The organism is Arthrobacter sp. C152 (assembly GCF_054890965.1).
The window spans coordinates 27,766-47,449 of record NZ_JBTZSU010000007.1 but is presented as its reverse complement, the minus strand read 5'-3'; the positions used below and the strand labels follow the sequence as shown (position 1 = coordinate 47,449).

The following is a 19,684-nucleotide window of genomic DNA, read 5'->3' as shown; positions in this document are numbered from 1 at the left end:
CTACTGCGCCTCCGCCTTGATCTTCTCCAGGGCCTGGTTGAACCCGCCGCTGGTCAGCGAGGAGCCGGCCACCTTGGACACTCTGAGTTCGTCGATGTTCCGGCCCACCACCTGCGCCGCGATGCCGCCGGCGAATTCGCCCTGGAACTTCCGGGTGTTCGGGTTGGACGGGTGCTGGGTAATCTGCACGCCGGTAACCGTGCCCGCAGCCAGCGTCAGCTGCACGCCCACCGTTTCGGTACCGTTGGGGGAAACGTAGTTCCCGTCCGCGCTGTAGGTCCCGTCCCTGTACACGGACCCGCTGCCCGCCAGCGCAGACGTTCCGGGCGAGGGCGCGGCGGACGCTCCAGCGGTGGTGCCGGGGGAAGCGGGCGCGGGTTCGGCGGCAGAGGGTGCGCAGCCGGCCACCGTGCCGGCAAGGGACAGGCCGGCAATTCCGGCATAGACACCGTTGCGCAGTGCGCCTGCCGGTGCCGCGTTCCTCATTGCAGTGCTTTTCGGCTTGGAGGGTCTCATTAAGGCTCTCGTTTCACTCGTCGGTCACATCCTGCGCCTGTGGCTACGGTCTTCTCAACGCCGGATGGGCCTCAATGGTTCACCGTGTGGCGCGCTTCACAGGCCCGGGCCGGCCGGGCACCCGGCGGGGCCGTCAAATTCTTTGCTGTCACTGGCCCCCGGTAGTCTAGAGGGGTGACTCCCGAAGAACTTTCCCTCGCCATATCCGCCTGCCTCAAGGACGCCGTCGCCGCCGGCGAGATTGCCCTCGCCGCGTCAGCAGTTCCCGAGGACGTGCGAGTGGAGCGGCCCAAGAACCGGGAGCACGGCGACTGGGCCACCAACATCGCCCTGCAGCTGGCCAAGCAGGCCGGCACCAACCCGCGCGAGTTCGCCGGCGTGCTCAGCGCCCGCCTGAAGTCGATCAACGGCGTCTCCGCCGTGGACATTGCCGGCCCGGGCTTCCTGAACATCACCGTGGACGCCGCGGTGGCCGGCGCCCTGGCAAAGGCCATCGTCGAGGCCGGCAAGGAGTACGGGACCAACGCCGCGCTCGCCGGGCGCACCGTCAACATGGAGTTCGTCTCCGCCAACCCCACCGGGCCCCTCCACATCGGCCACACCCGCTGGGCCGCGCTGGGCGACTCCATCGCCCGGGTGCTGCGCGCCTCCGGCGCCGACGTCACTGCCGAGTACTACATCAACGACGCCGGCTCGCAGATGAACACCTTCGCCACGTCCGTCTACTCCCGCCTCCACGGCCTTCCCGTGCCGGACGGCGGCTACCCGGGACAGTACATTTCCGACCTCGGCCACGAGGTCCTCAGCGCCCACCCGGACATCCGCGAACTCACCGAAGTTGCCGCGCTGCCGGTCATCCGGGCTGCCGCCTACGAGGCCCAGATGAAAGACATCAAGGCCACCCTGGCGGACTTCGGCGTCGAATTCGACGTCTTCTTCTCGGAGCAGGAACTGCACGACGCCGGCGCGATCGAAAGTGCCGTTGCGCGCCTTCGCGAACAGGGCCACGTGTTCGACGACGGCGGCGCCGTCTGGCTGCGGACCACCGACTTTGGCGACGACAAGGACCGCGTGCTGATCCGCGCCAACGGCGAGCCAACCTACTTCGCCGCCGACGCCGCCTACTACCTGTCCAAGAAGGACCGCGGCTTCACCGAGAAGATCTACCTCCTCGGCGCCGACCACCATGGCTACATCAACCGGCTCAAGGCCATCGCGGCCGCCGCCGGCGACGACCCCGAGGCCAACATCGAAGTGCTGATCGGGCAGCTGGTGTCCGTCAACGGCGCCAAGCTGTCCAAGCGGGCGGGCAACATCATCGAGCTCAAGGACCTGATCGACTGGCTCGGCAAGGACGCCGTGCGCTACTCGCTGGCGCGCTTCCCCGCGGACTCGCCGCTGACGCTGGACCCGGAGCTGCTGAAGAAGCACAGCAACGAGAACCCCGTGTTCTACGTTCAGTATGCCCACGCCCGCTCCCGCGGTGCCGCCCGCAACGCCGTGGCGGCCGGCGTCGAACGCCACGTGGACGGCCGGGAAAGCTTCGACGCCTCGCTGCTGGACCACGCCACCGAGAACGAACTGCTCTCCTACCTGGGCAGCTACCCCTCCATCGTTGCCAAGGCCGCGGAACTGCGCGAACCGCACCGTGTGGCGCGCCACCTGGAGACCATCGCCGGCGCCTACCACCGCTGGTACGACGCCTGCCGGATTGCCCCCATGGGCGAGGAAGCCGTGACCGACCTCAACCGCACCCGGCTGTGGCTCAACGACGCCACCAGCCAGGTGCTGGCCAATGGCCTGGACCTGCTGGGCGTCTCCGCGCCGGAACGGATGTAACCGCCATGTCAGTAGCTTCGAACACCGCTGCGTCCCCGCTTGCCCCGGAGTGGCTGCAGGTCCCGGCCGACCTGAACGCGCTGCACCGGCCCATGTGGGCCGGCAGCGTGGACCGTAACGACGCAGGCGTCCTCACCGTGGGGGGAGTGGACGTCCATGAACTCAAGGCGCAGTTCGGCACGCCCCTGTTCGTCATGGACGAGTCCGACTTCCGAGCCCGGGCCCGCGCCTTCAAGGATTCCTTCGATGCCGCCTTCGCCGACATCTGCGGCGGCGTGGACGTCTACTACGCCGGCAAATCCTTCCTGTGCACCGCCGTGGTGAAGTGGGTGGAGGAGGAAGGACTGCGCCTGGACACCGCCTCCGGGGGCGAACTGGCCGTGGCGGCCCGCGCCGGAATCGCCGGGGAACGGGTGGCGCTGCACGGCAACAACAAATCCGACGCCGAGATCAACCGCGCCCTGGACATGAAGCTGGGCCGCATCGTGGTGGACAGCCTGGACGAACTGGTCCGGGTGGGCGCACTCGCCCAGGCCCGCGGCGTGCAGGCGAAGGTCATGCTGCGGCTCACGCCCGGCGTGCACGCCCACACCCATGAGTTCATCGCCACTGCGCACGAGGACCAAAAGTTCGGCCTGTCCATGGCGGCGGACACCACCGACGAAGCCGGCGTTTCCGCCGCCGAGGAAGCGGTGGCGGCCGCCTCGGCGCACCCCGGCATTGAACTGCTGGGCCTGCACTGCCACATCGGCTCGCAGATCTTCGAACCGGACGGTTTCGCGCTGGCCGCCGAGAAGCTGCTCAGGTTCCTGGCGGCCATGCAGGACAAGTACTCCATCACCATGCCCGAACTGGACCTCGGCGGCGGGTACGGGATTGCCTACACCCCGGTGGACACCCCGCGCCCCGCAGCGGAGATCGCGACGGCCATGGCCGCCGTCGTGCGTTCCACCTGCGCCGAACTGGGCATCGGTGCGCCGCGCATCTCCATCGAGCCCGGCCGTGCCATCGTGGGCAGCACCACCTTCACCCTGTATGAGGTGGGCACGCTCAAGACCGTCCGCGTGGATGCCCCGGCCGTTTCCGGGGACGGTGACGCGGGCAACAACGTTACGTATCCGCGGCGCTATGTTTCGGTGGACGGCGGCATGAGCGACAACGCCCGGCCGGTGCTGTACGACGCGGATTACTCGGCGATTCTGGCCTCGCGCACATCGTCGGCGGCCCCGCAGCTGTCCCGCGTGGTGGGCAAACATTGCGAGAGCGGCGACATAGTTGTTAGAGATGTATATCTGCCCGAGGACGTGGCAGCCGGTGATCTGCTTGCCGTACCGGGAACCGGCGCCTACTGCTGGGCCCTCTCGAGCAACTACAACTATCTGGCCCGGCCGGGCGTTGTCGCGGTGCGCGACGGATCTGCCCGGCTGATTGTCCGCGGGGAAACCGAAGAAGATCTGCTGAACCGCGACATGGGAGCCTGAATGACGGAAATGCGAACCCTGAAAGTGGCCCTGCTGGGCTGTGGCAACGTTGGGGCCCAGGTTGCGCGGATCCTTATTGAGGACGCCGACGCCCTTGCCGCCCGCACGGGCGCCCGCCTGCAGCTCAGCGGGATCGCCGTGCGCAACGTCAACTCGCCCCGCGACGTTGAACTGCCGCAGGACCTGTTCACCACCGACGCCGAGACCCTGGTCAAGGACGCCGACCTCGTGATCGAGCTGATGGGCGGCATCGAGCCCGCCCGCACGCTGATCCTCTCCGCGCTGCGCAACGGCGCCTGCGTGGTGACCGGCAACAAGGCGCTGCTGGCCCAGGACGGCCCCACGCTGTACGAAGAGGCCGACAAAGCCGGCGTGCAGCTCTCCTACGAGGCCGCCGTGGCCGGTGCCATCCCGATCCTGCGCCCCATCCGTGACAGCCTCTCGGGCGACCGCATCACCCGCGTGCTGGGCATCGTCAACGGCACCACCAACTTCATCCTCGACCAGATGGACACCACCGGCGCCCAGTTCGCCGATGCCCTGGCCGAAGCCCAGCGCCTCGGTTACGCCGAAGCCGACCCCACAGCCGACGTCGAAGGCCACGACGCCGCCGCGAAGGCCGCCATCCTGGCCTCGCTGTCCTTCCACACCCGGTTCGGGCTGGAGAACGTCTACTGCGAAGGCATCAGCTCCGTCACCGCCTCGGACATCGCCGCCGCAAAGGACGCAGGCTTCGTCATCAAGCTGCTGGCCATCGCGGAAAAACTGACGGACGCCGACGGCAAGGACGGCGTGTCCGTCCGCGTGCACCCCACACTGCTGCCGCGCGAGCACCCGCTGGCCGCCGTCCACGGCGCGTTCAACGCGGTTTTCATTGAGGCCGAAAACGCCGGCGAACTCATGTTCTACGGCCAGGGAGCCGGCGGTACCCCGACGGCCTCGGCAGTGCTGGGCGACCTCGTCTCCGCTGCCCGCCGCCTGGTCCTGGGCGGCCCCGGACGCACCGAGACCACCACCGGCCACGTCCCCGCGCTGCCGATCGACGCGGCCACCACCAGCTACTACATCGGCCTGGACGTTGCCGACCAGCCCGGCGTGCTCGCGAAGATCGCCCAGCTGTTCGCCGAACACGGCGTCTCCATCGAAATCATGCGGCAGACCATCCACCGCGACGCGGAATCCAACGTGGAGAGCGCCGAACTGCGGATCGTCACCCACCGCGCGTCAGAGGCTGCCCTCGCAGCCACCGTCGAGGCCGTGAAGGGCCTGGACGTCATCAATTCAGTTACATCCGTTCTGCGGGTAGAAGGAGTCTAAGTGGCTCACCAATGGCGCGGCGTCATCCGCGAATACGCTGACCGTTTGCCCGTAACGGAATCCACCAGGGTCATCACCCTGGGGGAGGGCGGCACTCCGCTGGTGCACGCGCAGAAGCTCTCCGAGCTCACCGGCTCGGAGGTCTACCTCAAGGTTGAGGGCATGAACCCCACCGGATCCTTCAAGGACCGGGGCATGACCATGGCCATGACCGCCGCCGTGGCATCCGGTGCCAAGGCCGTGGTCTGCGCCTCCACCGGCAACACCTCGGCCTCCGCCGCCGCCTACGCAACGGCGGCCGGCCTCAAGTGCGCCGTCCTGGTGCCCGAAGGAAAGATCTCCATGGGCAAGCTCAGCCAGGCCATCGCCCACGGCGCCACCCTGCTCCAGGTGGACGGCAACTTCGACAACTGCCTGGACATCGCCCGCAAGCTCGGCGAGTCCTACCCCGTGTTCCTGGTCAACTCCGTCAACCCCGCACGCATCCAGGGCCAGAAGACCGGTGCCTTCGAAGTCGTCGATGCCCTCGGCGACGCTCCGGACATCCACGTCCTGCCCGTCGGCAATGCCGGCAACATCACGGCGTACTGGAAGGGCTACAAGGAGTACTCCGCGCCCTTCGAGTCGGAAACCGCCGGAACCCTCCCCGCAGTGTCCACCAAGACCCCTGCCATGTGGGGCTTCCAGGCAGCCGGCGCGGCGCCCTTCGTCGCCGGCCACCCGATCACCGAGCCCGACACCATCGCCACCGCCATCCGGATCGGCAACCCCGCTTCCTGGGACGGTGCCGTCGGCGCACGCGACGAATCCGGCGGACTCATCGACGCCGTCACGGACGAGGAAATCCTGAACGCGCACCGCTGGCTCTCGTCGAAGGAAGGCGTCTTCGTGGAGCCGGGCTCCGCCGCGGGCGTGGCCGGCCTGATCAAGAAGCACGCCGCCGGCGAGGTCCCCAGCGGAAAGACCATCGTCATCACGGTTACCGGGCACGGACTCAAGGACCCCCAGTGGGCCCTGCGCACCGAGGACGGCAGCGAAGTCCAGCCGGTCAAGGTCCCCAACGATGTCGTCACCGTGGCAGCCGAACTGGGACTGGAAGAAAAATAGCCTTGGACACCACCTCGCAGGCCGTCGTCGGACTGCACCTCATCGAGCCGGGCCAGCGGGTCACCGTCCGCGTTCCCGCCACCACGGCCAACCTCGGCCCCGGCTACGACAGCCTGGGCCTGGCCTTGGCCCTGCATGACACGCTGACCGTCGAGAGCCTGGACACCGACGAACTGGTGTTCGACCTTCGCGGCGAAGGCGCCGACACCCTGCCGCGCGATGCCAGCCACCTGGTCATCCGGGCCATGGACACGGCGTTTGAACGCCTGGGATACCGCCACGGCGGCCTGAAGGTGACCGCGGAAAACGTCAACCCGCACGGCCGCGGGCTGGGCTCCTCCGCCTCCGCCGTGGTGGCCGCCGTTTCGGCAGCCAACGCCATGGTTCCCGCCGGGGACCGGCGCGGGAAGGACTGGATCCTCCAGCTCACCAGCGAATTGGAGGGCCACCCGGACAACGTCGCACCCGCCATTTTCGGCGGACTGGCGCTGTCGTGGCAGGACAGTGAGCAGTACAGCAGCACCAGTGCGCACGTGGTGGAGTCCGTCATTCCCATCGTGGCGGTTCCCAACTATGAACTGTCCACCGAGGCCGCCAGGGCACTTCTTCCGGCCTCGGTGGGCCACCACGCCGCCGCCATGAACTCGGGACGCGCCGCGCTGCTGATCCACGCGCTCACCGCCAAACCGGAGTTCCTGCTGGCCGGTACCGAGGACTACCTGCACCAGAGCTACCGCGCCGAAGCCATGCGCCCCAGCGCGGCGCTGATCGCGGCCCTGCGCAAAGCCGGGTATGCAGCCGTGGTGTCGGGGGCCGGGCCCACAGTGCTGGTGCTTGCCAACGGCGCAGAACAGGCCGGGGCGGCGCTCGAGTTCATCGAGTCCTTCACCGGCTCGAACACGCCCGACATTGGCTGGCGCGTTCTGAAGCTCGCAGTGGACGTTGAAGGTGCTAAGGTGGACTTGCACCGGCGGTAATTCCGCCTATCTGATCTGCTCCTGCATTCAGTTGCTTTTTGATCGACGACTGTGAATGTATTCCGGTGCCGCCTGCTTGGTCTGTCGCAGGAACCTGCAGCATCCAACTGCCCCTGAACCGTCAGCCCGGTGTTGCGCCACGGGCGCAGCGCAAGGTGAATCAGTATCCGGCCCTGCTGGCCGAAATCCAACCGGCAAGGCCGAAATCCCGGCTGCAGATCTGAACTGCAGCCCAGATCACATCATCGCGCCCAGCTCCCAGTCTGGACGCCGTCGAGGGGGAAGGATCCTTCGTGACCGAAACCACTGAGCTGTCACCAGCTGTGGAACTATCATCTTCTGCAGCCGCTGCGCCGGCTGCAACCGCCAAGAGCAGCGGCCTCGCCGGCCTGAAGCTCGCCCAGCTGCAGGCCCTCGCCAGCCAGCTCGGCATTTCCGGCGGATCCCGCATGCGCAAGGGGGACCTGGTCTCGGCCATCTCCGCCCACCGCGCGGGCACCCTGACCACCAAGGCCCCTGCCAAGGCAGCGGAAAAGCCGGTCGAAAGCCCCGTGGCGCCCGCCGCTGCTGCGCCGGCCCCGGAAGCCGCCGCCGTTGAGGCGCCCGCCTCCGAAGGCACCCGTGCCCGCGGCCGCGGCCGCAGCCGCCGCGCCGTCAGCGACGGGGTCGTCGCCCCCGCAACCGAAGCTCCCGCCGTCGAAACCGCCGCGGCACCGGCCGCCGGTGCCGAAGCCCCGGCCGCTGCTCCGGCGGAAGCCCCCGAGGCAACCGAAGCCGGTGCCGAGCGCCGCCAGCCACGCACCCGAAACCGCCGCCGCGGCGAAGCAGCCGCGGCCCCGGCCCAGGAAGCCCCGGCGGAAACCCCGGTCGAGCAGCCGGCAGCCGAGCAGCGCGCCGAAGCCCCCGCCCCTGCCGCTGAAACGGGCGACGCGGGGCAGCGCACCGAACGCCGTGAAGGCGGCCGCACCCGTGGCCGCGACACCACCTCCCGGGATTCCGACGGTGGCCGCGACAACGCCGGCAGCCGCGAGGCCGGCCAGCGCGACGGCGGACGCGACACCCGCGATTCCGACGACTCCGACGTCGGCAGCCGCCGCAACCGCCGGAACCGCCGCGACCGGAATGACCGCTCCGGCGGCCAGGACCGCGACAACTCCCGCAACGACCGCTTCCGCGACCGCAACGACCGGCGCCGCGGCCGCAACCAGGGTCCTGACGTGGACGATGTCGAAATCACCGAGGACGACGTCCTCCTGCCCGTCGCCGGCATCCTGGACGTCCTGGAGAACTACGCCTTCATCCGCACCTCCGGCTACCTGCCCGGCCCCAACGACGTCTACGTCTCCCTGGCCCAGGTGAAGAAGTACAACCTGCGCAAGGGCGACGCCGTCGTCGGCGCGATCCGCGCACCCCGCGAAGGCGAGGACCGCAACCAGCAGTCCAACCGCCAGAAGTTCAACGCCCTGGTCCGCGTCACCTCGGTCAACGGCAAGACCGCCGAAGAGCTCAAGGACCGCGTCGAATTCGCCAAGCTGGTACCGCTCTACCCGTCCGAACGCCTGCGCCTGGAGACCGACCCCAAGAAGATCGGCCCCCGCGTCATCGACCTCGTGGCCCCGATCGGTAAGGGCCAGCGCGGCCTGATCGTCTCCCCGCCCAAGGCCGGCAAGACGCTCATCCTGCAGTCCATCGCCAACGCGATCACCACCAACAACCCTGAGGTCCACCTCATGATGGTGCTGGTCGACGAACGGCCCGAAGAAGTCACGGACATGCAGCGCACCGTCAAGGGCGAGGTCATTGCCTCCACCTTCGACCGCCCCGCCGACGACCACACCACCGTGGCCGAACTCTCCATCGAGCGCGCCAAGCGCCTCGTGGAAATGGGCATGGACGTGGTGGTCCTGCTGGACTCCATGACCCGCCTGGGCCGCGCCTACAACCTGGCAGCACCGGCCTCCGGCCGCATCCTGTCCGGTGGTGTGGACTCCGCAGCCCTCTACCCGCCCAAGCGCTTCTTCGGTGCCGCCCGCAACATCGAAAACGGCGGATCACTGACCATCCTGGCCACCGCGCTCGTCGAGACCGGCTCCAAGATGGACGAGGTCATCTTCGAAGAGTTCAAGGGCACCGGCAACATGGAGCTGCGCCTGTCCCGCCAGCTGGCGGACAAGCGCATCTTCCCGGCCGTGGATGTCAACGCCTCCGGCACCCGCCGCGAAGAGAACCTGCTCTCGCCCGAGGAAGTCAAGATCATGTGGAAGCTGCGCCGCGTCCTGTCCGGACTCGAGACCCAGCAGAGCCTTGAACTGCTCACCAACAAGATCCGGGAAACCCAGAGTAACGTCGAGTTCCTCATGCAGGTGCAGAAGACGACGCTTGGTGCGAAGTCGGATAACGACAAATAGCTGAGTTCGGGGCGGGCGCTGGAGCGTTCGTGCGGTGGGTGCCGCGCGGATGTTCCGCCCCCGCCCCTTCGCGTTGCAGCTGACGTACTGCGTACGTCAGCTGCAACGCTCCGACAGCGGGCAGGGGCCTTCCCAACGCTCGCAAGCTCGCGTCGGGTCCCTCGGCCCGGCCCTTACGGGCCACTCCCTGGGCGGAACATCCGCGCGGCAGTTACGAGGCTCGCTCACCGTGGCGCGCCGCTTCTTGTGCCTGTTTTAAAATGGGCACGGAACGAAAGAGGTTTAAGAATGTTTGAGTCCGTACAGGGCCTGCTTGATGAGCATGATGCCATCCAGGCGCAGCTGGGGGATCCTGCTGTTTATGCTGACCAGCGGCTTGCCCGGAAGCTGGGGCGGCGGTCGGCTCAGCTTAATGGCATCGTCGAGGCCTACCACAAGTGGGAGGGGCTGCGGGACGACCTTGCTGCTGCCAAGGAGATGGCTGCCGAGGACCCAGAGTTCGCGGCCGAGGTGCCCGAACTCGAAGCTTCGCTTGAAACTGCCGCCGCCAAGCTCCGCCGCCTGCTTATTCCGCGCGATCCTGACGACGCCCGCAACGTGATCCTCGAGGTCAAGGGCGGCGAAGGCGGCGACGAGGCCGCCCTGTTCGCCGGCGACCTGCTGCGCATGTATACCCGGTACGCGGAGTCCCGCGGCTGGAAGACCGAAATCATCTCCGCCACCGAATCCGACCTCGGCGGCTACAAGGATGTGCAGGTGGCCGTCAAAGGCAGCTCGAACGACCCCGCCGAAGGCGTGTACGCCCGGCTCAAGTTCGAAGGCGGCGTGCACCGCGTCCAGCGCGTGCCCGTCACCGAATCCCAGGGCCGCATCCACACCTCCGCCGCGGGCGTGCTGGTCCTGCCCGAAGTTGACGAGCCCGAAGAGCTCGAAATCAGCCCGAACGACCTCAAAATCGACGTCTACCGGTCCTCGGGCCCGGGCGGGCAGTCCGTGAACACCACCGACTCCGCCGTCCGCATCACCCACCTGCCCACCGGCATTGTGGTGGCCATGCAGAACGAGAAATCCCAGCTGCAGAACCGCGAAGCCGGCATGCGCGTCCTCCGCGCACGCATCCTGGCGCACCAGCAGGAGCAGATCGACGCCGCCAACTCGGAGCAGCGGAAGTCCCAGATCCGCACCATGGACCGGTCCGAACGCATCCGCACCTACAACTACCCGGAAAACCGGATCGCTGACCACCGCACCGGCTACAAGGCGTACAACCTGGACCAGGTCATGAACGGCGACCTGGAACCTGTCATCCAGTCCGCCATCGAGATGGACGAACAGGCGCGGCTGGACGCCATCGGCGACTAGCCCCCCGGTATGGCAACAGGGCAAGGCCAGTCCCTCGCGGACGCCGTCACCGAGGCAACCGCCGTCCTGCGGGATGCGGGCGTTCCCAGTCCCCGCGTGGACGCCGAACTCCTCGCCGACCACTTGATGAACGTGGGGCTGGGCCGGCTGCGCGCCCTGATGCTGGGGGACACCCCGGCCCCGGCGGGATATGCCGAACTTGTCGCCGAACGGGCCGGGCGCGTGCCGCTGCAGCACATCACCGGCGTCGCCCACTTCCGCTACCTCGACCTTGCGGTGGGACCCGGGGTCTTCATACCCCGGCCGGAAACCGAGTCCGTCGTGCAGCTGGTGATCGACCACGTGCGCGGCATGTCCCGCCCACGGATCGTCGACCTCGGGACCGGCTCGGGGGCAATCGCCGGATCCATCGCCTCGGAGGTGCCGGGAGCGGAGGTGCACGCCGTCGAATACAGCGCGCTGGCACACGCCTGGGCCTCGAAGAACCTGGCACCCCTGGGAGTCAACCTGGTCCTGGGGGACCTGCGCGACGCGCTGCCGGAACTGGACGGAACGGTCGACGTCGTCGTGTCCAACCCGCCGTACATCCCGGCCGAAGCCGTCCCCAACGAACCCGAAGTAGCCCTGCATGACCCGCCCGAAGCCCTCTACGGCGGGGGAGCGGACGGCATGGAACTTCCGACGGCGGCGGCCGCCTCCGCTGCCAGGCTCCTGCGCCCGGGGGGCTACTTCGTGATGGAGCACGCGGAAGTCCAGGCCGCCTGGATCGCCGCAATGCTCGGCAAGGGACCCTGGAGAAGGATCAGCACGCACCTGGACCTCAACGGCAAGGAGCGCGCCACCAGTGCCATCCTCGCCGGGGCAGACCACACGGAATGAAAGAATAGGCCAGTGACCACAACCTACGACTGCAGCACCGACGACCAGCGCGCCCAGGGACTGGAGCATGCGCAGCGGGCCATCAGCGAAAAGAAGTGCGTGGTGCTCCCCACGGACACGGTGTACGGGATCGGCGCGGACGCGTTTTCGCCCCAGGCCGTCACCATGCTCCTGGTCTCCAAGGGCCGCAGCCGCACCATGCCGCCGCCCGTGTTGATTCCGCGGATCAACGCCCTGGACGGCCTGGCCACGGAGGTCTCCGCCGACGCCCGGAAGCTGGCAGAGGCGTTCTGGCCCGGCGGACTGACCCTGATCCTGCACGCCCAGCCGTCGCTGGACTGGGATCTTGGCGAAACCAAGGGCACCGTGGCGCTGCGCATGCCGGCCGATGACGTCGCCCTGGAGCTGCTGACGCTGACCGGCCCGCTCGCCGTCTCCTCCGCCAACCGCACCGGCCAGGCGCCCGCGCAGACGGCCGCCGCCGCGCGTGAGCAGCTCGCCGATTCCGTCGAGGTGTACCTGGAAGGCGGACCCCGCCCCGTCGCGGGAGAGGCAGGCGTGCCGTCAACCATCGTGGACGCCACCGGCCCGCGCCTGCGCGTGGTCCGCAACGGGGCCGTGAGCCTGGACCAGCTCCGCGAACACGTTCCCGCAGTCCTTGGCCTGGGCGAGATTCCCATGGCGGAGGAACCGGATGCGCCGGAAACGGACGAACCTGGTGCGCCGGAGGCGGAGGAAGCTCCCGCCGCTGGCAGCAGCGCAGTAAGCACCGACAACCTCCCGGGGAACTGACATGCAGCCCAAAGTGGCCGTTGCGGCCGTCACCTTCGACCGGCATGAAGAGCTGGCCCTGCTCCTGGAGGGCCTGGCAGCGCAGACCGCGCCGATCCACTCGATCGCCCTCGTTGACTCCGGCACCGTCCCCGCCACCGGCGTGGTCGAGGCCGGGGGAGCGACGAACATTAACTATCTGCGCTCCGAAGCAAACCTTGGCGGGGCCGGCGGCTTTGCCTACGCCATCCTGGCAGCCATGGCCAGCGGTGCGGAATGGATCTGGCTGATGGACGACGACGGCCACCCGGAGGACGCCAGCTGCCTCGCCGAGCTGCTCCGCACGGCCGCCGAACACCAGCTGGACATCGTCAGCCCGCTGGTCGCCGCGACAGCCGACCCCAACCGCCTGTCCTTCAACTTCCGCATCAACGGGCTGCTGACCAACGACCGCTCGCGCCTGGCGCCCATGGGATACCTCCCCGACATGGTGCACTTCTTCAACGGGGCCCTGATCCGGACCGAGGTCTTCTACAAGATCGGGATCCCGGACGTGAAGTTCTTCATCCGGGGCGATGAAGTGGATTTTCTGTCACGCGTGAAGAAAGCCGGGCTGAAGTACGGCACGCTGGCCACCGTCGCAGTGCAGCACCCCGCCACCTGGACCGAAATGAAGCCCGTGTTCGGCGGCTTCATCACCCCCGTCATCCCCGAGGGTGAGTTCAAGCGGTACTGCTACTTCCGCAACCGCGGCTACCTGACCCGCAAGTACCGGAACCTGCGCTGGTTCAGCGCCGACATCGTCGGTTTCCCCTACTACTTCCTGAAAACCGGGGATTTCAAGGGCCTGGCGAAATGGTTCGCGGCCTATTCCACCGGTTTCCGCGGCAAGGGCTTCGGCTCGCCGGCGGAACTGATGTCCACCAACAGCTAGGCCGCCGTGGAGAACCTGTTCGCCGTCGTCGTGACCTACAACCGCGCCGACTTCCTGCACAACCTGCTCGACTCCTTCACCAGGCTCAGCACCGCGCCGGCGCGCATCCTGGTGGTGGACAACGCCAGCACCGACCACACCGCCGACGTCGTCGCGCGGGCGTCGGCCGCGGGCGGACCGCCCATCCAGTACGAACGGCTGGAGCGGAACGCCGGCGGCGCGGGCGGGTTTTCCCGCGGCGTGGAGCTGGCGCTGGAAGCAGGTGCCGAATGGCTCTGGCTGATGGACGACGACGTCGAGGTGCTCCCCGGCGCTGTGGAGGCACTGGACAGGTTCACGCCCGACTATTCGTGCATGATCGGCCGCAGGTACGACGCCAACGGCAAGCCGTTCTTCTGGCAGCACCACTTCGTCGAGGCCCTGGGCATCTTCCTCCCCGTTTCCCGGGATGTGTTCAAGCATTCGGACGTGTTCCGCACCAACGTGGGAAACTTCGAAGGCATGCTGGTCAGTGCCGCCGTGGCCAGGAGCATCGGCCTGCCCGATCCCCGCTTCTTCATCACGTGGGACGACCTGATCTACGGCTGGCTCGCCGCGCAGAAGACCCCCGTGGTCTACGTCAACGCCTTCGTCATCAGGAAAGTCCGGGCCCAGCGGCAGGTGGACCTGGGCCTGCGCCACCTGAACGACTCGTCGGACCTGAGCCGCCGCTACGTCATGCGCAACCGGGGCCTGGTCGCCCAGTACCTGCGCGCCCATGGCAAGTACAACCGGGCCGGTTTTGCGGCCGGAACCGCCCTGACCTTCCTGAAGGAGCTTCTCCGGCTGGTCCTCGTCGAACGGACCCTCAAGGGGGCCGGGGCGCTGTGGCAGGGGTGGCGCGAATCCCGCAGCATCCTGGCCGACACCGGCTGGGAGCCGATGCCTGCGTTGTCCGCAAATCCGGGACGTTGAACCGGAAGAGATTAGTATCGTCCTAGGCCCCGGCGCCGTCCGACAGTGTTGCGGCGGGGTATTTTGAAACAGGCGCCTGGCCGCCGTGGTAGTGGAAGTCGGCAATCTGAACGTGAGTACGAAATCTGAAACGCGCGCACCTGCCGCGGTACGGGACGAAAAGCCCGCCCTTTGGATCTGGATCCAGCTCTTCCTGGACTCCATGTCCTGGGTCGTGGCCATCGTCCTGGCGCTGCTGCTGCGTTACGAGATGGGCATCCGGGTCGAACAGTTCGCCGGCGCGCTGGTGATCTCCGCCATTGCCATCGTCGCGCAGGTGGGAGCCGGCTACTCGCTGGCCCTGTACCGCGGCCGGTACCCGTTCGGCAGCTTCCAGGAAGCCAGGGCACTGGTCTTCGTCACCGTCATCGCGGCCGCCTCGATCACCGCGAGCCTGCTGGTGCTCTTCGAAGCCATCAACATCGGCCGCAGCGTGGGCCTGATCGCCTTCCCCTTCGCCTGCCTCTTCATGGCCGCCACCCGGTACGCCAAGCGGCTGTACGTGGAGGGCCGGAGCCGGCCCGGGGACGGCGCGCAAAACACCCTGATCTACGGCGCCGGGTTCCTGGGAAACTCACTCGTGACCCGGATGCTGCAGGACCCCGACTCACCGTACTTCCCCGTGGGCCTGGTCGATGACGACCCCGCCAAGAAGCACCTCCGGCTCTCCGGCGTCCAGGTCCAGGGCCGCGGGGACGACCTGCCCGCCATCATCCGCCGCACCCGCGCCACCGTCCTGGTCGTGGCCTTCGCCAACGTCGAGGCCACCGTGGTGCGCCGCATCTCCGACGCCGTGGCAGGACTGAACGTGCGCGTGCTGGTGCTGCCGCCCCTGCGTGACATGCTCGGCAGCGGCGCGCCGGCAGGCTTTTCCGACTTCCGCGACGTTGCGGTCGAGGACCTGATCGGCCGCCGGCCGGTCGATATCAAAGTCGACGAGATCGCCGGGTACATCACGGACAAACGCGTGCTCGTCACGGGCGCCGGAGGGTCGATCGGCTCCGAGCTCTGCCGTCAGATCGTCCAGTTCAGCCCCGCGGAACTGATCATGCTGGACCACGATGAGACCGGACTGCAGCAGACCCAGATCTCCATCACCGGCCGCGGCCTGCTGGCCGGCCGCGATACCGTGCTGGCCAACATCCGTGACGGCGAAGCCCTGCGGGAGATCTTCGAGGACCGGCGGCCCGAAGTGGTGTTCCATGCCGCAGCCCTGAAGCACGCACCGTTGCTGCAGCAGTACCCGGTCGAAGCGTGGAAGACCAACGTCTGCGGCACCCTGAACGTGCTGCGGGCAGCCCAGGGGGCCGGCGTCTCGCACTTCGTGAACATCTCCACCGACAAGGCGGCGAACCCCACCACCGCCCTGGGCCACTCCAAGCGGGTCGCCGAAAAACTGACCGCATGGATGGCGGGGCAGACCGGCCGCACGTTCGTGTCCGTGCGCTTCGGCAATGTCATGGGCAGCCGCGGCTCGATGCTTCCCCTGTTCACCGAGCAGATCAGGGTGGGTGGTCCCGTGACGGTCACCGACCCGGACGTCACCCGGTTCTTCATGACCATCCCGGAGGCCTGCCAGCTGGTGATCCAGGCCGGGGCCATCGGGGCCGGCGGCGACGTACTGATCCTGGACATGGGCGAGCCGGTCCGCATCCTGGACGTGGCGCAGCGGATGATCGCCATGTCGGGCAAGGACGTCGAGATCATCTACACCGGCCTGCGGCCCGGCGAGAAACTGCACGAGGAACTGGTGGGCACCGGCGAACTGGACGAACGCCCGCTGCATCCGAAGATCTCGCACACCCGGGCCACCGAGCAGGATCCGGACAAGCTGGACCTCCACGTCTGGCTGGCCCGCTGCGAGGCCGAGCAGGGCCTTAACGAGGCCATTCCCGACGACGAGTCCGACGACGCCGGCGAGATCCGGGTGGCGTCATGATGCCGCTGGTCCTCGTGGCCGTGATCACCCTGGCGGCCAGCCTGCTCCTTCCCTTTGCGGTCAAACCATGGCTCGTCCGGATGGGGGTGGTGGATGTTCCCTCGGCCCGCTCCTCGCACGTCAAAGTCACCATCCGCGGCATGGGCGTCGCCGCGGCGCTGGCCACGGCCACAGGGTACGCGGCAGCGGTGCTGCTGGGCGTCGTCACCGTGGACCGCTCACTGTCCGCAGTCATGCTCAGCATCATTGCCGCCTGCTCCGCGGTCGGCTGGATCGAGGACCTGCGCGGCATGTCCATCCGTGGCCGCGCGGCCGCCCAGCTGGGCATCGGTGCTGCGGGCTCGGCGCTGCTGATCATCCTCACGGGCCAGTCCTTCTGGTGGCTGCCGCTCGCCGCCGTCGCCATCGCCGCGTACGTCAACATCGCCAACTTCATGGACGGCGTCAACGGAATCTCGGGGCTGCACGGTGTCACCGCCGGCGCCGCCTATGCAGCGGCCGGGATGCTCGCGGAGCAGCCCTGGCTGACCGCGGGCGGAACGGTGCTGGCCATGTCCTTCCTCGGGTTCCTGCCGTGGAACCTGGGCCGCGGGTCGGTCTTCCTTGGCGACGTCGGAAGCTACCTGCTGGGCGCGTCGGTTGCGGCCCTAGCCGTGGCAGGCTTCCTTGGCGGCGTCTACGTCGAGTACGTCCTCTCGCCGATCCTCGTCTACGCCGCGGACACCGGCTACACTCTGCTGCGCCGGATCAAGGCGGGGGAGCGGTGGTACGCATCGCACCGCGAACACGTCTACCAGCGCCTCACCGACGTCGGCTTCTCGCACCTCCAGTCAGCCGCCACCGTCACGGCGTGCACGGCCGCCGTTATCATGCTCGGGTTCGTGGCCGCCACGGCGGCCCTTCCCGTTGTGGCGTTGTGCGTCGCCGGAAGCGTCCTGGTGCTCGCCCTGTACCTAGCCAGTCCGGACCTGATCCGGAGGCGCCGGCGCAGGTCAAGGGTCACGCGTCTTCCTGTGACGTAGCCATGTTCTATCTCGTGTAGAATTTAGGGGCAGCCCAAGCTGCTCCACCACCCTTTTCATCCTGGCGACCAGCCTGTGATGCCGACGATTGGGATCGTATGACCTCCAACGCCGAGTCCGGACCTGCCTCCGGCAACCGACGCGTTGGCTCTTCCGGTCCCACCCGTTCGCTCTGGCTGAACCTGCTCAAGCGCAGCTCGATCGCCGCAACGGCCGGGCTGGCGCTGTGCGCCGTCCCTGCCTTCCTCCTCAACGGGGGAACCGGTGCGGTTTCGAGTTTCCTCGGCGGCCTGCTGGTGATGCTGTTCTTTGGCATCAGCCTCCTGGTGGGCCACTTCGTGGGGCGTAACAACCCTTCCGGTGCCATCGGGATGTTCGTGGCCACCTACTTCATCAAGGTCGTGGGTTTCGCCGTCGTCCTGTTCGTCGTTGGTGCTCCGGCCTGGCTCCACGGCCGCTGGTTCGTCATCGGCGCGGTGGTCGCCGTCGTTCTGTGGCAGGCTGCCGAAATCCACGGTTTCAGCAAAGCCCGCCTGCAGATCTACAACGATCCAGAAGACAAGGGGGCCAGCAATGCGTGACCCGAAGAAGTCCGGTCCTGCCGCACGCGGCAGGCACGGATCAAACGGCTCGGCACCCGCTGACTCCGGGGCTTCGACCGATGGCGGCTACAACGCTGGAATGGCGGTATTCAGCTACATCATTGGCGGAATCATCGTCTGGAGTTTGATAGGGTGGGGACTGGATTACGTGTGGGGAACGCGCTGGATCGTGCTCGCAGGCGCTCTGCTCGGAGCCGTCGGAGGTTTCTACCTTTCCCACAAGCATGGCCTCACCAGCTCCCGCACAAATGCTGGTGACCGCCGTGCTGCCAGCGGACCGTCCCAGGACGGCGACACTAATGCCAAATAATTTCACAGGGGGAACAGCAGGCTGTCAGGCTGCCGGACCCCGCCCAACGCCCAATGATGGACACTGCAGAGAGGAAACGCGTTGATCGCGCTTGCGCTCCCGGCCCAAGATTCAGGAGAGTTCACTCCTCCTGGTATTAACGAAATGCATTTGCCGGCAATCCTGCCGTGGGGTGCCGCAGAAGGATTCTCCAAGCAGATGCTGCTGGTCCTCCTCTCTGTCGTCTTTATCGCCGTCTTCTTCGTGCTGGCCGCACGCAAGCAGCAGCTGGTACCCGGCAAGCTCCAGTTCGCCGGCGAGGCCGCCTACGGCTTCGTCCGCAACGGCATCGCCAAGGACATCATCGGCGGCAGGGACTTCATCAAGTATGTCCCGCTGCTGTTCAGCCTGTTCTTCTTCATCCTGGTCAACAACATCTACGGCGCCATCCCGCTGTTCCAGCTCCCCACGTTCTCGCACGTTGGCGGCGCGTACGTGCTGGCCGGCCTGGTCTACGTCACCTGGATCGCCATCGGCATCAGGAAGAACGGCCTGCGCTACTTCAAGCTCGCCACCGTCCCGTCAGGCGTGCCGTGGTACATCCTGCCCATCGTGATCCCGATCGAGATCATCTCCAACTTCGTCGTCCGGCCCGTGACGCACAGCCTCCGTCTGTTCGCCACCATGCTCGCCGGCCACCTCATCGTGATGATCGCCGGCTCCGGCATCGAGTACCTGATCATGCAGGAGAACATTCTGCTGAAGGGCACCTCCCTCCTCGTCCTTGCCGGCGCGATCGCCATGTACATGCTTGAAGCCCTGATCATGGTCCTGCAGGCCTACGTCTTTACGCTGCTGACCGCGATCTACATCGAAGGCGCACTGCACGCCGACAGCCACTAGGCACGCCGGCAGGGGCGCCTGGCCCCGCGGCAAACACAGTCTTCCCCTCGCGGGGATGAAGCAACCCAAACAACCTGCCACACAAGTGGCATCTTGAAAGGAAAAAAAATGGAAGGCTCCATCAACGGCTCCCTCAACCTCATCGGCTATGGCCTCTCGGCTATCGGCGGTGGTATCGGTGTGGGTCTCGTGTTCGCTGCCTACATCAACGGCGTTGCACGCCAGCCGGAAGCCCAGCGCGTCCTGCAGCCCATCGCATTCCTTGGCCTGGCGCTGACCGAAGCACTCGCCATCCTGGGCCTGGTCTTCGCTTTCGTTCTCAAGTAAACCTTCAGAACTTCAGCG

At 67.4% G+C, this 19,684-nt stretch carries 18 protein-coding genes; 17 read left to right on the top strand and 1 reads right to left on the bottom strand.

The features are described from left to right. Nucleotides 1-486 carry an FMN-binding protein gene (locus ACYSM9_RS07010; RefSeq protein WP_461856260.1) on the bottom strand — a complete coding sequence of 162 codons (486 nt, stop codon included), beginning with the start codon at nt 484-486 and terminating at the stop codon, nt 1-3. Between the two features lie 204 nt (nt 487-690). Here ACYSM9_RS07010 and argS point away from each other — a divergent pair, with 204 nt between their 5' ends. The 17 genes from argS (at nt 691) to atpE (ending at nt 19,666) form a co-directional block, all read left to right on the top strand. After that, nucleotides 691-2,355, top strand: coding sequence for an arginine--tRNA ligase (gene argS / locus ACYSM9_RS07005; RefSeq protein ID WP_461856259.1), 1,665 nt, complete (start codon nt 691-693; stop codon nt 2,353-2,355). Between the two features lie 5 nt (nt 2,356-2,360). Next, complete coding sequence (lysA, locus tag ACYSM9_RS07000) at nt 2,361-3,836, top strand: diaminopimelate decarboxylase (protein WP_461856258.1); 1,476 nt, start codon at nt 2,361-2,363, stop codon at nt 3,834-3,836. Then, entirely contained in the window at nt 3,837-5,153 is a 1,317-nt protein-coding gene (locus tag ACYSM9_RS06995) for a homoserine dehydrogenase (RefSeq protein WP_461856257.1), read from the top strand. Next, the gene (gene thrC, locus ACYSM9_RS06990; RefSeq protein WP_461856256.1) at nt 5,154-6,260 is read left to right on the top strand and encodes a threonine synthase; all 1,107 of its coding nucleotides are present in this window, start codon (nt 5,154-5,156) and stop codon (nt 6,258-6,260) included. 2 nt (nt 6,261-6,262) lie between these two features. Next, nucleotides 6,263-7,237: a homoserine kinase gene (gene thrB, locus ACYSM9_RS06985; RefSeq protein WP_461856255.1), complete on the top strand. Its 975-nt coding sequence runs from the start codon at nt 6,263-6,265 to the stop codon at nt 7,235-7,237. Nucleotides 7,238-7,530: 293 nt separating this feature from the next. Then, a complete protein-coding gene (gene rho / locus ACYSM9_RS06980) occupies nt 7,531-9,645 on the top strand; it encodes a transcription termination factor Rho (protein ID WP_461856254.1) in 2,115 nt (704 codons plus the stop codon). Nucleotides 9,646-9,933: 288 nt separating this feature from the next. Beyond that, the gene (prfA, locus tag ACYSM9_RS06975) at nt 9,934-11,007 is read left to right on the top strand and encodes a peptide chain release factor 1 (RefSeq protein ID WP_461856253.1); all 1,074 of its coding nucleotides are present in this window, start codon (nt 9,934-9,936) and stop codon (nt 11,005-11,007) included. Between the two features lie 9 nt (nt 11,008-11,016). Beyond that, nucleotides 11,017-11,886, top strand: a complete 870-nt coding sequence (gene prmC / locus ACYSM9_RS06970; RefSeq protein WP_461856252.1) for a peptide chain release factor N(5)-glutamine methyltransferase — start codon at nt 11,017-11,019, stop codon at nt 11,884-11,886. A gap of 12 nt (nt 11,887-11,898) precedes the next feature. After that, nucleotides 11,899-12,678 carry an L-threonylcarbamoyladenylate synthase gene (locus ACYSM9_RS06965; RefSeq protein ID WP_461856251.1) on the top strand — a complete coding sequence of 260 codons (780 nt, stop codon included), beginning with the start codon at nt 11,899-11,901 and terminating at the stop codon, nt 12,676-12,678. Between the two features lies 1 nt (nt 12,679). Further along, on the top strand, nt 12,680-13,591 hold the full coding sequence (locus ACYSM9_RS06960; RefSeq protein ID WP_461856250.1) for a glycosyltransferase: 912 nt from the start codon (nt 12,680-12,682) through the stop codon (nt 13,589-13,591). 6 nt (nt 13,592-13,597) lie between these two features. Further along, nucleotides 13,598-14,545, top strand: coding sequence for a glycosyltransferase (locus ACYSM9_RS06955; RefSeq protein ID WP_461856249.1), 948 nt, complete (start codon nt 13,598-13,600; stop codon nt 14,543-14,545). A gap of 112 nt (nt 14,546-14,657) precedes the next feature. Then, nucleotides 14,658-16,523: a polysaccharide biosynthesis protein gene (locus ACYSM9_RS06950; protein ID WP_461856248.1), complete on the top strand. Its 1,866-nt coding sequence runs from the start codon at nt 14,658-14,660 to the stop codon at nt 16,521-16,523. Continuing rightward, nucleotides 16,520-17,545, top strand: coding sequence for an MraY family glycosyltransferase (locus ACYSM9_RS06945; protein WP_461856247.1), 1,026 nt, complete (start codon nt 16,520-16,522; stop codon nt 17,543-17,545). The genes ACYSM9_RS06950 and ACYSM9_RS06945 overlap by 4 nt, the downstream gene beginning before the upstream one ends. A gap of 98 nt (nt 17,546-17,643) precedes the next feature. Next, on the top strand, nt 17,644-18,126 hold the full coding sequence (locus ACYSM9_RS06940; protein ID WP_461856246.1) for a hypothetical protein: 483 nt from the start codon (nt 17,644-17,646) through the stop codon (nt 18,124-18,126). After that, nucleotides 18,119-18,457 (top strand): AtpZ/AtpI family protein, encoded by a 339-nt coding sequence (locus tag ACYSM9_RS06935; protein WP_461856245.1) that lies wholly within the window; start codon nt 18,119-18,121, stop codon nt 18,455-18,457. Before ACYSM9_RS06940 ends, ACYSM9_RS06935 begins: the two co-directional genes overlap by 8 nt. Before the next feature lie 81 nt (nt 18,458-18,538). Then, a complete protein-coding gene (gene atpB / locus ACYSM9_RS06930) occupies nt 18,539-19,339 on the top strand; it encodes a F0F1 ATP synthase subunit A (RefSeq protein WP_461856244.1) in 801 nt (266 codons plus the stop codon). 108 nt (nt 19,340-19,447) lie between these two features. Next, nucleotides 19,448-19,666 (top strand): ATP synthase F0 subunit C, encoded by a 219-nt coding sequence (gene atpE / locus ACYSM9_RS06925; RefSeq protein ID WP_003804776.1) that lies wholly within the window; start codon nt 19,448-19,450, stop codon nt 19,664-19,666. The last annotated feature ends 18 nt before the right edge of the window (nt 19,667-19,684 follow it).